General features: G+C 35.6%; 17 protein-coding genes and 1 other RNA gene. 1 reads left to right on the top strand and 17 read right to left on the bottom strand.

What is annotated here, in order from left to right:
- Nucleotides 1-4: 4 nt before the first annotated feature.
- A complete protein-coding gene (locus tag F5ESL0237_RS05460) occupies nucleotides 5-409 on the top strand; it encodes a GNAT family N-acetyltransferase (protein WP_090093853.1) in 405 nt (134 codons plus the stop codon).
- Nucleotides 410-456: 47 nt separating this feature from the next.
- On the opposite strand, the gene tsaD is transcribed toward F5ESL0237_RS05460, so the two are convergent.
- The 17 genes from tsaD to F5ESL0237_RS05545 all read right to left on the bottom strand — a co-directional run bounded on the left by tsaD (nucleotide 457) and on the right by F5ESL0237_RS05545 (nucleotide 11,570).
- Nucleotides 457-1,494 carry a tRNA (adenosine(37)-N6)-threonylcarbamoyltransferase complex transferase subunit TsaD gene (gene tsaD, locus F5ESL0237_RS05465; RefSeq protein ID WP_122024860.1) on the bottom strand — a complete coding sequence of 346 codons (1,038 nt, stop codon included), beginning with the start codon at nucleotides 1,492-1,494 and terminating at the stop codon, nucleotides 457-459.
- 19 nt (nucleotides 1,495-1,513) lie between these two features.
- Nucleotides 1,514-1,975: a ribosomal protein S18-alanine N-acetyltransferase gene (gene rimI, locus F5ESL0237_RS05470; RefSeq protein WP_158592430.1), complete on the bottom strand. Its 462-nt coding sequence runs from the start codon at nucleotides 1,973-1,975 to the stop codon at nucleotides 1,514-1,516.
- Between the two features lie 52 nt (nucleotides 1,976-2,027).
- Complete coding sequence (gene tsaB, locus F5ESL0237_RS05475) at nucleotides 2,028-2,768, bottom strand: tRNA (adenosine(37)-N6)-threonylcarbamoyltransferase complex dimerization subunit type 1 TsaB (protein ID WP_122022071.1); 741 nt, start codon at nucleotides 2,766-2,768, stop codon at nucleotides 2,028-2,030.
- A gap of 25 nt (nucleotides 2,769-2,793) precedes the next feature.
- The gene (locus F5ESL0237_RS05480; protein ID WP_122022072.1) at nucleotides 2,794-3,312 is read right to left on the bottom strand and encodes a folate family ECF transporter S component; all 519 of its coding nucleotides are present in this window, start codon (nucleotides 3,310-3,312) and stop codon (nucleotides 2,794-2,796) included.
- 57 nt (nucleotides 3,313-3,369) lie between these two features.
- The gene (locus F5ESL0237_RS05485; RefSeq protein WP_122024862.1) at nucleotides 3,370-4,107 is read right to left on the bottom strand and encodes an acyl-[acyl-carrier-protein] thioesterase; all 738 of its coding nucleotides are present in this window, start codon (nucleotides 4,105-4,107) and stop codon (nucleotides 3,370-3,372) included.
- 9 nt (nucleotides 4,108-4,116) lie between these two features.
- The gene (rsmI, locus tag F5ESL0237_RS05490; protein WP_122024863.1) at nucleotides 4,117-4,977 is read right to left on the bottom strand and encodes a 16S rRNA (cytidine(1402)-2'-O)-methyltransferase; all 861 of its coding nucleotides are present in this window, start codon (nucleotides 4,975-4,977) and stop codon (nucleotides 4,117-4,119) included.
- Between the two features lie 12 nt (nucleotides 4,978-4,989).
- Nucleotides 4,990-5,325 carry a DNA replication initiation control protein YabA gene (gene yabA / locus F5ESL0237_RS05495; RefSeq protein WP_090093887.1) on the bottom strand — a complete coding sequence of 112 codons (336 nt, stop codon included), beginning with the start codon at nucleotides 5,323-5,325 and terminating at the stop codon, nucleotides 4,990-4,992.
- 11 nt (nucleotides 5,326-5,336) lie between these two features.
- The gene (locus tag F5ESL0237_RS05500) at nucleotides 5,337-6,197 is read right to left on the bottom strand and encodes a DNA polymerase III subunit delta (protein ID WP_122022075.1); all 861 of its coding nucleotides are present in this window, start codon (nucleotides 6,195-6,197) and stop codon (nucleotides 5,337-5,339) included.
- Nucleotides 6,198-6,521 carry a cyclic-di-AMP receptor gene (locus F5ESL0237_RS05505; RefSeq protein ID WP_118895924.1) on the bottom strand — a complete coding sequence of 108 codons (324 nt, stop codon included), beginning with the start codon at nucleotides 6,519-6,521 and terminating at the stop codon, nucleotides 6,198-6,200.
- Nucleotides 6,522-6,526: 5 nt separating this feature from the next.
- Nucleotides 6,527-7,174 (bottom strand): dTMP kinase, encoded by a 648-nt coding sequence (gene tmk / locus F5ESL0237_RS05510; RefSeq protein ID WP_122022076.1) that lies wholly within the window; start codon nucleotides 7,172-7,174, stop codon nucleotides 6,527-6,529.
- A 103-nt stretch (nucleotides 7,175-7,277) separates the two neighbouring features.
- Complete coding sequence (locus tag F5ESL0237_RS05515; RefSeq protein WP_090093835.1) at nucleotides 7,278-7,508, bottom strand: YaaL family protein; 231 nt, start codon at nucleotides 7,506-7,508, stop codon at nucleotides 7,278-7,280.
- Nucleotides 7,508-8,107: a recombination mediator RecR gene (gene recR / locus F5ESL0237_RS05520; protein ID WP_118895926.1), complete on the bottom strand. Its 600-nt coding sequence runs from the start codon at nucleotides 8,105-8,107 to the stop codon at nucleotides 7,508-7,510. The genes F5ESL0237_RS05515 and recR overlap by 1 nt, the downstream gene beginning before the upstream one ends.
- Nucleotides 8,108-8,437 (bottom strand): YbaB/EbfC family nucleoid-associated protein, encoded by a 330-nt coding sequence (locus tag F5ESL0237_RS05525; RefSeq protein WP_090093831.1) that lies wholly within the window; start codon nucleotides 8,435-8,437, stop codon nucleotides 8,108-8,110. It abuts the gene before it with no gap.
- Nucleotides 8,438-8,451: 14 nt separating this feature from the next.
- A complete protein-coding gene (gene dnaX, locus F5ESL0237_RS05530) occupies nucleotides 8,452-10,242 on the bottom strand; it encodes a DNA polymerase III subunit gamma/tau (protein ID WP_122022077.1) in 1,791 nt (596 codons plus the stop codon).
- A gap of 55 nt (nucleotides 10,243-10,297) precedes the next feature.
- Nucleotides 10,298-10,391: signal recognition particle sRNA small type (gene ffs / locus F5ESL0237_RS05535), an RNA gene on the bottom strand.
- 28 nt (nucleotides 10,392-10,419) lie between these two features.
- Entirely contained in the window at nucleotides 10,420-10,950 is a 531-nt protein-coding gene (gene tadA / locus F5ESL0237_RS05540) for a tRNA adenosine(34) deaminase TadA (RefSeq protein WP_122022078.1), read from the bottom strand.
- On the bottom strand, nucleotides 10,950-11,570 hold the full coding sequence (locus tag F5ESL0237_RS05545; RefSeq protein ID WP_122022079.1) for a class I SAM-dependent methyltransferase: 621 nt from the start codon (nucleotides 11,568-11,570) through the stop codon (nucleotides 10,950-10,952). Before F5ESL0237_RS05545 ends, tadA begins: the two co-directional genes overlap by 1 nt.
- Nucleotides 11,571-11,765: the final 195 nt, after the last annotated feature.

Genomic DNA, 11,765 nt, shown 5'->3' on the forward strand with positions numbered 1-11,765 from the left:
GTCAATGGAGTATCAAGTAACTAAAAATATAAGTTTGGCAGCATTAAAATCTTTATATGAAAGTGTCGGTTGGACTTCATACACTGTAGACATGCCCTCTTTAAAAATTGCTCTTGAAAATTCCCTAGATGTTATTGCAGCCTTTGATAATCAACAATTAGTTGGCTTAATTCGAGTTGTCGGTGATGGTATTTCGATTATTTATATTCAAGATTTATTAATTCAACCTAAATATCAGCATAAAGGAATCGGTTCTCATCTAGTAACACTAGTCTTAAAAAAATACAAAAATGTAAGACAAAAATTATTATTAACCCTTGATGAACCTAACACTCGTTCCTTTTATCAAAAATGTGGTTTTATGTCCTGCGATCAAGGATCATTAGTAGCCTTTTATCGTGAATATTAAAAAAGTTGACTTCTTTAATAAAGAGGTCAACTTTTTTAATTCAAAATCTAATCAGCATAAGGTAATTCAAGTGAAGGATCGGCATTCAGCGCTAAATCAGCAAACTTTCCTTCGTTATATAAGTTATAGGCAGCTGCACCAATCATGGCTGCATTATCACCACACAATTTTAATTCTGGAAGAATAACTTTCAAGTCAAAGTTTGAAGGAAGTTGCTTAATTTCTATCTTCAGCCGATCACGTAAACCTCGATTAGCTGCAACTCCACCGCCCATAATGAAAGTTTTAGGATGATATTGCTTAATTGCGCGTACTGTTTTTTTGGCTAAGACATCAACTACTGCTGCTTGAAAACTAGTCGCTAAATCATACTTATTCAAGCTCTGATGAAGCTGATCTGCATGGTGACAGGTATTGATAAAGGCACTTTTCAGACCAGAAAAAGAAAAGTCGTAATTGTCATCTTCCATCATAGCTCGCGGAAAGTTAAATGTATCTTGTCCCCGATGCGCCCACTCATCAATCGTCTTACCGGCGGGATAATTAACACCCAGCACTCGACCAATTTTATCATATGCTTCGCCTACAGCATCATCGCGCGTATCACCAACAATTTCAAAATGGGTTGCGTCCTTCAACAAAACAATTTCAGTATGTCCACCAGAAACTTGTAAAGCAAGTGCAGGATAATCAATTTTAGCAGTTAATTGCGCAGCCATGATATGACCCATAATATGATCAACGCCAATCAAAGGGATACCAGTTGCCATTGAAGCTGCCTTGGCAGCACTGACGCCAATTAAAAGTGCACCAACTAAGCCTGGTCCATAAGTTACAGCAATCGCATCAATATTCTTCCAAGTAACCTTTGCCTCTTCTAAGGCCTTTGTGGTGATTTGACTAATCACTTCAATATGGTGTCGACTAGCAACTTCAGGAACAACGCCACCAAAGCGTTGATGACTTTTAATTTGAGTAGCCACCACCATACTTTCTACTTCACAACCATTTTTAACTACTGCAGTTGAAGTTTCATCACAGGAACTTTCATAAGCTAAAATACGGACTTCTTTTTTTCTATCCAAATTTAAATCCTTCCCTTTGTTAATGCCTTAATTCCAAAATCATGCCCAGACCATCTTGCTGAACATCTTGATAATAATTCGCGTGTACAAATCTAACTCGAAAGCCTAAACTTTCATAAAGCAGACGTGCCCTTTCATTGTCTGCCCTAACTTCTAAACTAATCAAGTAACATTGCTGCTTTTTAGCAAATTTAGATAAAAGTTGGATTAGATATGTGCCCAAACCATGATTTTGCCATGCTGGATCGACTGCTAAATTAGTAATATGCGCTTCCTTACCTTGTAGCCTTATTCCAGCTAAAGCAATTAACTCTGTTTCCTTGTAAACCAGCAAATAGAGCGAGTCATTTTTACACAATTCAGCTTGAAAAATTGTGCTATTCCATGGTAAGTAGCCATGATAAACCCTGCTTTCCAGTAAAAGTATCTTAGAAAGGTCACTTAGTTGAGCTGGCACTATTTTTAAACAATGGTTGTTCATTTTAAAGGTAAACGCCTTAAAAGCAAGTCCGTGCTCTGAATAGAATGCTTGGCTAAACTTCTTCCACATACTTACTATCTGGGCCGAAATCTTGCCCCGTCTTTTTGTGCCAGTCTACTTCTGCTTGCGTTCGGCGCAGATAATTAGGTAATAATTTATCTGGCTCGACTGTTTTTTCAGAATTTGCTAATCGCCCAATAAGACCCGCATGAATTTGATTTTGTTGCATTGAGCCGTAACTGTATGGTACATCAATGTTTTTAATTAATTCTGCCTGTTTTTCAAAACCTGTACCCACAAAAATAACTTGCTTAAGTTTATGATCGACAAAATAATTTTTAATTTTCGTTAGTAATATATCAATATGATAATGACCATCAGCAATTATATTAGTCAACTGCTTATCTGCATTTACATACGCACCAGCAAAGAAATTGTCATTGCGCGCATCAAGACCAGCAACAATAAGAGTTTGGGTTGCGTTACAACTTGCCGCTAATGCCTGTAGAGTTGAAACTCCAACCACTTCTTTTTGTAAAATACTGGCGAACATTTTTACTGTAGTTACGCCAATACGTAATCCCGTATATGATCCTGGTCCAAGCGCTACTGCGAAACGATCAATATCTTTAAGTTCCAAGTGATTAGACTCTAAAATATCTTTAATCAATGGATCAAGATGTTCACTATGATTGCGCTCATCAATTTCATTTTTTTCAACTACAATTGTATCATCTTGATTTAAGGCTACACTTAAATTATTAGTTGCGGTTGACACACTTAAAATTTTCATTTTTAACTACTTTACCTTTTTCAAATTATCGATTAATCTTGATGCGTGAAATTGCCATTAAAACAAAGTAAACCACTATCATTTGAACCCAGGGAACTATTATTTCCATTGGTGCTCGCTGAACTAATGCTGCCTTATAGTCTACATTATAGAGAAGATGAAGCCATAAGGTATTCATACCAACGTTTACAATAATTGAAACTAATAATACTGCAACCACAATTCGCCATATTTTTACTGGCTTTTGATAAAAGAATAAACCATAAATAAATGGACCTACCATTGCACTTAGTGTAAAGCCAATAAAAAAGCCCCCTTGATTGCCAAATAATGCTGAAGAAACCAAATCAGCAATTCCACCTCCAGCAGCACCCCAAACTGGACCAAACATATAACCTAATAAGACACTACCGATAAAACCTAGTCCAATATGAGCTAAGCTAGTTCCAATAGTAAAGCGCTCAAGAATAATTTTCATTGCAACTATAATGCCCAACAAAATCAAATCGCGCAATTCGATCTTTAGCATTTTTTTTATTGGCATTCACAGCACTTTCTTTCCATATTTAATTTAGTTTTTTATAAAAAAGCATAAATTATATTATAACTTGCGCCATAATATTTCACAAACTGATTTGTCATTTCGATCTTGATCACTAATTGCATGATATGACTTAATCTCTGTTTCATGATCAACAGTAGTTATACATGAATATGGTAGATCACCATAACGGACTTCTAAATTAAACTTAATGTCAATTACTTTCGCTACATGCTGCTTTAAAAATTCCCGATCAAACATATCAATAAACCAATTAAAATAGTGCCCATTGGTCATATGATGATTAGTATCTAAATCATCATAGCACACCCGATACTGCCGCTTTTTGTCATACTTTGCTTGAACTCTTAATCGGGGAAAACGTGGCAATTTTTTCAAAAAAGGAATACCAATTTCGGCCATCATTTCTTGATCAGTCGAAACTAATTTACGCTTTTGTAAATCAAACAAAACCCATTCACTTTCTACATTAATTAGTTCATTTCCTTTTTGATCACTGAAAAGATAATTTCGATATTCTAAAAAACGGTTATAGCCTACCGGTTCAGTCGAGACAATAATTTCTTCGTTTGGTTTGGGTAAGCGATTAATTTCGATATGATATTGCGTTACCACCCAGCCAAGTCCCTTTTTAGCTAAGGCATTAGTACTTGCAATTCCACTACTTAACTGATGTTCGGAAACGCTCATCATTAAATCAATCATTGCCGGTAATTTTAAATTTTCATTTTCATCACATTCATAAAATTCTACTTGATGTTTTTCACTATATCTCATTTGATCTACCTATAATTTTTCTTGATGGTAACGCTCATATAATTCGTTTTTAGATACATTATTTGTGGTTGCAACTTGCTTAATAGCTGATTTTTTGCTTTCACCTTGACTAACTTGTCTATCTACTAATTCAATTAACTCAGGCCATGTTAATGATTGGAGCTGGTCAGAATTTGGCGATATCAAAATCACAAATTCTCCTCGAGGAGTATTTTGCTTAAAATAATTGGTCACTTCTTCAAGTGTACCACGTATAAATTCTTCATGAATTTTAGTTAATTCACGTGCAACGACAATTTTACGCTCAGGTGAAATAACAGTCTTCATATTAGCTAGTGTTTTAGATAAACGATGCGGTGCTTCATAAAAAATTGAAGTTGCATGTGCAGCATTCATTTGGTTAAAAAATGGCTGTTGCTCACCTAATTTCCGTGGCAAAAAGCCATAATATGTAAATGGCTGTGCATCAAAGCCAGATGCAATTAGAGCTGTTGTAAAAGCTGATGCCCCAGGCAAAGGGATTACTGCAATATCATTTTCAATGCAATGCTGTACCAAAATATAACCTGGATCAGAAATGACTGGCATACCGGCATCGCTAATCTCAGCAATTACTGCTCCTTCTTTCATCATCTTAACTAATTCTGGTGCCCGTTCTTGTGAATTATATTTATGAAAAGCTAACATGTGATTGTGAACACCAATTTTTTCTAATAAGATTCCACTAGTTCTTGTATCTTCTGCTGCAATATAATCTGCATTTTGTAAAATATTTTTTGCTCTGATTGTGATATCTTCTAAGTTTCCAATAGGAGTCGGTACTAAATAAAGTTTACCTTCATCTTTATCATAACTACTTTGCCGTTGCATCTAATCTATCCTTTACCGTGATTTCTTTTTCTCACCAAAATTGTCGAGAATATCTAAACAAAACATGCAATCTGAACTAGGATCGCGATGCGAGCCATAGTACATATTACAAATGTGATAGCCTGAGTTATAAATTTGCCGTAACGATTCTAAACCACTTTGATTTTTGATTGAACCATTATTGGCTGCATTTAGTTTATCCATCTTTTCACGAAGTAATTGATTTTCTACTTTTAGCTCAGTATTTTCTTTAAGTGTATCTAAAATACTGTTTTCTAAACTCTCAATTGTCTTAGTCATCCTGACCATTGATTCATGGAGTTGTTGTAACTTTGAATAAGAATCCACCATCTATACACCTACCGTTTCCATTGCAAAGCAAGATAATCAAGAAGATTACGAAAATTAACATTACTACAACGCATTTGATCTATTTTAAGGAGGTCTTTTAGCATTTTGCCACCTGACTGCAAATTACCACTATCAATATCTTTTTGGGCTAAATCTTTTAATAAAAACCATAAATAATCTTGTTTTGCTCTACTTTTGACTGTATCAGCAAGTTGATGGGCGCTAACTAAAGCTAGTGGATTTTGTTCCACCATTTCTTCGTAAAAATATTTGCCCAACTTTGCTAAATTTGTTGTATCATCAAGTTCTTCAAGCTCATTTTGACTAAAGCCTTGTTCTATTAGTTTTTCGTTCCTATCAGTATTTTGTGAATTAGGTACAAAATTGATTATTTGCGTGCGCGATTTAATTGTTGGCAAGATTTGATTCACATTATTTGCGATTAAAATTGTAACTACCGGTGCAATCGGTTCTTCCAATAAATTAAGCAACGCATTAGCAGCGGGAAGAGATAATTTTTCAGCTTGATTAATAAAAAAGAACCTTATAGGGCTCTGAACTGGGCTCTTAGCTAGTTCTTCTTTTAAAAAACGAATTTGATCAATACTTAAACTTTGCTTATTTTCAGGTTCAATAAGTAAAACATCAGGATGATTACCTGAAATGATTTGCTGGCAATTCTTGCAAGTTCCATCCGGCTTTTCCATCCCAGTGCAATTGGATAAGCAAGCAAGCCAATAGGCTGTATTTACTGCTTCTTGTTCATTGATATCTATAAACAGATAACTATGGCCTAATTTCCCTTGTTCATAAGTACGCCTTAAGAAAGCAACTTGCTTTTGAGCGGGATTAGTAATATCAACTAGCATTTAAAATTTCTTAAATTCTTCTACTGACAACACAAAACACGTTGCACCGCCCACAGTAATTTTAACTGGTTGCCGGCTCACATCAAAACCAGTCATCATCATATTAGGGTTCATATACTCTTCGCGTGCTTTTGATTCATCCTTAATGATGCGCAAAACTTTTTTAACACGTTGCTCATCAACTCCAATCATAAACGTAGTATTTCCTTCGCTTAAAAAACCCCCGGTAGTTGATAATTTAGTAACTGGAATACTTTCCTTAACAAAGGCATGTTGTAACTTATTAGCGTCTTCTTTTTGAACAATTGCAATTATTAGTTTCATTATATTTAATCCTTTAACAATTCTTTTGGTAAACTGTTTATAATAATTTTAGCACAAGCCTGTACCACTTGATTAAGTGGCTTTTGCGCATCAACTATTTTGATCCGTACAGGATTTTCTTGAATAAGTTTCAGGTAACCATGGTAAACTTTTTGATGAAAAACTAATTCTTCTTGATCTAAGCGATCCACTTTTATTGAACGATTTTTTACAATTCTAGCTAAACCAACTTTAGGTTCGATATCTAAAAAAATTGTTAAATTTGGTTCAATTTTACTAGTAGCAAAATCATTAATTTCTTTAATAGCAGAAATTCCCAGATTACGGCCAACCCCCTGATATGCAAGTGAGCTGTCCACAAAACGATCCGAAAATACAATTTTTCCTGCTTTAAGAGCTGGAATGATAGTTTCTGCCATATGCTGACTACGAGCTGCTGCATATAGCAACGCTTCCGTTTTGGCACTTATTTTTTCATTGTCGGGATCTAAAATGATCTGCCGAATTTTTTCTGCAATTTGTGAACCGCCTGGTTCACGTGTTACTAGATATTGTGTTTTAATGAGTGGCGCAATTTTAGCGACCACATGTTCTAAAACTGTACTTTTTCCGGCCCCATCTGGCCCCTCAAAACTGATAAAATAACTTTTCATAAAACTCTCCATGAGTCTATTCTACAAGAGTTTGTTCTATATGAACACCCTAACGTACTTTTAATTTAAACAAAAATAAAAAAGTCCTATAATCAAGGACTTTTTATTCTGAAATCGCATTGGTAAAACCACTAAATCTTGTGTTTCGGTGCCGTGCCTCGTCATACAAAAAAGCATATTTAGCAAGTAAAATTTTCCCTGCAACTATATTATTTTCTGACATATCAAGCGTTGTTGCATCTAAACTTTTTTCTACCGCAATTTCGGCTTGTAATTTTTCAATAGTAGTTATTAATCGCTGATCGCCTAATTCTTTAACTTTATTTTGTGACATTAAATTGATGTTCTCCCTTGTACTGCCCGCTTTAAAGTAATTGAATTTGCATACTCAATATCACTACCTACAGCAAGACCTGCAGCCAAACGTGTCACTTTAATTCCAGCCGGCTTAATTAACTTTCCAATATACATCGCTGTTGCTTCACCTTCTGGCGTTGAGTTTAGGGCTAAAATCACTTCTTTAACCTGGTCTTGTTTTTGTAAGCGAACAATAAGCGATTTAATGTTGATTTCTTCTGGACCAATCCCATCTATTGGCGATAAAACACCATGTAAAACATGATATAAACCGCTATATTCGCCCATTTCTTCAAAAGCCATGACATCTTTAGGTTGTTCAACCACCATAATCGTTGACTGCTCACGCTCAGAATTGCTACAAATTACACATGGGTCGTGCTCTGTGATATTGCCGCAAATCGAACAACGATGCAATTTTGCTTTAACTTCATTTAGTGCAATACTAAAATCATGAACATCATCATCAGGCATATCAAGTGTATAAAAAGCTAAGCGAATTGCTGTTTTTTCACCAATTCCGGGCAACTTCATATAAGAATCAATTAAATGTGCAATTGGTGTTGGATATTGCAATTAAATCATACCCTTCGTGTACTTACCTAAACTAGCTTGTGTAGCCTCATCAATTTTTGTTAATCCCTTATTAACTGCATCAATCACTAAGTCTTGTAACATATCTGGATCATCTGGATCAATGGCATCTTTGTTAATTTTAATCCCCTTTAAGTGGCGATCACCACTAAAGGTGGCCACAACTAAATCATCAACCGAGCTACCAGTAAATTCTTGCTCAGTGAGATTTTGTTGTTCTTGCGTCATTTGCTCTTGTAACTTTTTAGCTTGTTTCATCATTTGTTGCATATTCATGCCACCAATTCCACCAAAACTAGGTCTTTTACTCATCTTTTTCTCCTTTATTAATCTTTTATATTTACTGCTTCACCAAATAAGTCTTTGGCTTTGGCAACAACTTCAATATCAGTTTTATCCTTAAGTTCACTTAATTCTTTACTACTATTTTTGGGACTAGCAGTCTGCTTTTTTTTATTTGCCAGCTCTTGCCGATGGCTTTGTAAAAATTCACTGCGAACAGTAAACCAATCCTTATCTGGGACTAAAACAATTTCATAATTATGTTGCGTCGACTTGGCAATTTGATTAGTTATTATTTGTAATAAATCTTCATCTGAACTTGCTTTTTCAAACCAAAGGGTATACTTGCATTTCATTACAACTTGGTCTGAACTCGCTGCTACTGGCTCTAGGACCTCAAGAACGGCTCTTTGTGAAACACCTAGAACCGACTGTAAATCAGCCCAAACATCTTTAATTGTCTGCAAATCATGTTTGGTCGCATTTTCCAAAACATGATAAACCCGTTGCCGATTCTGTTGGCTAGTGTGCCCACTCTTTTTCGCTCTTTTTACGCTTTTAATTTCTTTGACTGGCTTGCTCTTTTTCGTCACACTATTATTTTCACTATTAATATGGTAGACTCGGCTACTATTAATGCTAGTTGTAGTCTCACTTAAGGAAGATACTTTTTGCTTTAAAACGACCATTTGCTCTTTTAAAGCATGAATTTCTTCGCTTAATTTTTTTTCAGAATTAGTGCTATTCGCTTCACCTAAGCTAGTTTGACTAGTACTTTCAACTATGAATACTTCAAGTGGGATTTGTTGCTGATTGGTATATCTCAAATTAGTCAAAGCATTATTGGCAAAAACTATCAGATCAAAATAGCTATCTACTGTAAATTCTTTAATTTGCTCAATGAAAGTTTCACTACAAAAATTACTATGATTATCAGTCCCAGTTTTGAGCACTAACAAACAGTTAGTTGCCAAATCAATTAACTCATCTAAAATATTTTTTGAGCTGGCACCCTGTTGCAACTGCTTATGGGCAAGTTCTATTGCCTTAACGGCATCCTTATTTAAAATTGCTAATAAAATTTGTTCAATCGTTTCTCTAGCAGCAAAACCTGTAATTTCTAAGGCAGTAGCATATTTTACTGTATCTTGTTCATAACTTAATAATTGATCTAAGATACTTAATGCATCCCGCATACCACCATCAGCAACTTGAGCAATCACCTTTAAAGCTCGATCTTCATATTTGATATTTTCTTGCTCAAGAATATACTTCATCCGTTGCTTAAGATCATGATTAGTAATCCGTTTAAAATTATAACGCTGCGTTCTAGAAATAATGGTAGCAGGAACTTTTTGCAATTCGGTTGTTGCCAAAATAAAAACTACATGCTCAGGTGGCTCTTCCAATGTCTTCAATAGTGCATTAAATGCCCCCATTGATAACATGTGAACCTCATCAATAATATATACCTTATACTTACCCTGCGTAGGCGCATATTTTACTTTATCACGAATCTCACGAATTTCGTCAACCCCATTATTTGAGGCAGCATCAATTTCCATGATATCAGCCATAGCACCCTTATCAGCAGCAATACAATTAGCACATTCATTGCAGGGCTCGCCATCTTGGAGATTAGTACAATTTAAAGCTTTGGCAAAAATTTTTGCACACGAAGTTTTCCCTGTTCCCCGCGGTCCAGCAAAAAGAAAAGCATGCGAAATGGTATCACGCTTAATCGCGTTTTTTAAAGTATTTGTAATATCTGCTTGACCAACTACACTGTCAAAAGTTCGTGGTCGCCATTTGCGGTATAAAGCTTGATAAACCATTGATAATCTTCCCTAGTAAAAAACTCTTAACTCTTCGAAAGAGTTAAGAGTTTGTAAATGTCTAATAAAAGGCACATGTCCAAGCAACCTTAGTGCTGCTACCTTCCGGTCCTGACACGCTTTGGAGGTCGAACATTGCCCATAAAGTATAATAACTTATTTTACTAAATTTTTCCACTAATTTGCGGAATCTTTTCCGATTTCCTGATCATTTTTTAAAGCTTTTTTGGCTAATTTTTGTTTCCGGCGAATTGCTCGGAAAAAATCCTTTAACATTTGACTAGCTTCTTCACGGTATAAGCCGCGAATAACCTGAGGATGATGATTAAATTTACTAATGCTAAACAAGTCAATCACACTGCCTGCCGCACCAGCTTTAGGATCCAAGGCGCCAAAGTAGACGCTTTTTATTCTGGAATTGATAATTGCCCCAGCACACATTGGGCATGGTTCTAGTGTGACAAACAAGCTACAATCGATTAATCGCCAAGTGTTTAGCTTAGTGCATCCCTGCCTAATTGCCATCATTTCAGCATGTTGCGTAGCATCTTGATCAAGTTCGCGCCGATTATACCCGCTACCAATAACTTGACCAGCTGGATCCACTAAAATTGCACCAATAGGAACTTCACCTTTTTCTTGCGCTTTATTTGCTTGCTCAAAGGCTAATTGCATGTACTTTTTCTTTTCTTCACTTGAAAAAGACATTAATTATTCACCGCCTGCAAAATGTAGTAACCTTTATCTCGGTCCAAGATGGTGCAATTCCCAAAAGTAGCCTTTAAAAGCTTGCGTGCACTAGGTTCACCTTGCTTTTTTTGGATGACAACAAGAATTTTGCCATTTTTAACCAGGTGATTTTTAGCACCCGATAAGATACTGGTAACAACACTTTTACCAGCACGAATTGGCGGATTAGTCACAATTAGCCCAAATTTTTTGTCATTCGCTATTTTCTCATAAACATTAGACTGATAAATTGCCACATTGCTTATTTGATTCATGGCGGCATTTCTCTTTGCTAGCGCCAAACCGCGCTCATTGACATCAATCATCTCCACAGTTTGCTCTGGCCAAAATTTCGCAGCAAAAAGGCCCAACGGACCATAACCTGCTCCGACATCTAAAATTCCTTTAGCGGGAAAAGAAACTTGGGCCATCTGCTTAATTAAAGCACCTGAACCATAGTCGACCCGCATTTTTGAAAAAACACCTGCATCCGTGGTGAATTTTAGGTCTATTCCAGCAACATGATAGTCAACTATGTGCTCATCATGGTCCGAAGTAGGATTAGCCACATAATACATTTGATTTTTTTGCTCAGTCATCACTTACTCATCTCTAACTTTAATCTTATTGAAATTATTCTATCGTTGATTAGGCTTTTTGCAAAGAGAATTAGTAATCGCTCCTATAAAAAAATCAGTTTAAATCAATAAAATTTTAACTTTTATGTTAATTAACTTCGTTGATGCACGTTAATTGCTTTAGTACTTGGAAAAACTCTTTTTGCATAATAATAC

This window comes from Lactobacillus sp. ESL0237, from assembly GCF_003692985.1.
Lineage (GTDB): Bacteria > Bacillota > Bacilli > Lactobacillales > Lactobacillaceae > Lactobacillus > Lactobacillus bombicola.

Bases quoted from the DNA above. Each gene is read 5' to 3' on its own strand.
- F5ESL0237_RS05460 (WP_090093853.1), top strand. From the start codon at position 5: ATGGAGTATCAAGTAACTAAAAATATAAGTTTGGCAGCATTAAAATCT.
- rimI (WP_158592430.1), bottom strand. From the start codon at position 1,975: ATGAACAACCATTGTTTAAAAATAGTGCCAGCTCAACTAAGTGACCTT.
- tsaB (WP_122022071.1), bottom strand. From the start codon at position 2,768: ATGAAAATTTTAAGTGTGTCAACCGCAACTAATAATTTAAGTGTAGCC.
- F5ESL0237_RS05480 (WP_122022072.1), bottom strand. From the start codon at position 3,312: ATGCCAATAAAAAAAATGCTAAAGATCGAATTGCGCGATTTGATTTTG.
- F5ESL0237_RS05485 (WP_122024862.1), bottom strand. From the start codon at position 4,107: ATGAGATATAGTGAAAAACATCAAGTAGAATTTTATGAATGTGATGAA.
- rsmI (WP_122024863.1), bottom strand. From the start codon at position 4,977: ATGCAACGGCAAAGTAGTTATGATAAAGATGAAGGTAAACTTTATTTA.
- F5ESL0237_RS05500 (WP_122022075.1), bottom strand. From the start codon at position 6,197: ATGCTAGTTGATATTACTAATCCCGCTCAAAAGCAAGTTGCTTTCTTA.
- F5ESL0237_RS05505 (WP_118895924.1), bottom strand. From the start codon at position 6,521: ATGAAACTAATAATTGCAATTGTTCAAAAAGAAGACGCTAATAAGTTA.
- tmk (WP_122022076.1), bottom strand. From the start codon at position 7,174: ATGAAAAGTTATTTTATCAGTTTTGAGGGGCCAGATGGGGCCGGAAAA.
- F5ESL0237_RS05515 (WP_090093835.1), bottom strand. From the start codon at position 7,508: ATGTCACAAAATAAAGTTAAAGAATTAGGCGATCAGCGATTAATAACT.
- F5ESL0237_RS05525 (WP_090093831.1), bottom strand. From the start codon at position 8,437: ATGAGTAAAAGACCTAGTTTTGGTGGAATTGGTGGCATGAATATGCAA.
- dnaX (WP_122022077.1), bottom strand. From the start codon at position 10,242: ATGGTTTATCAAGCTTTATACCGCAAATGGCGACCACGAACTTTTGAC.
- tadA (WP_122022078.1), bottom strand. From the start codon at position 10,950: ATGTCTTTTTCAAGTGAAGAAAAGAAAAAGTACATGCAATTAGCCTTT.
- F5ESL0237_RS05545 (WP_122022079.1), bottom strand. From the start codon at position 11,570: ATGACTGAGCAAAAAAATCAAATGTATTATGTGGCTAATCCTACTTCG.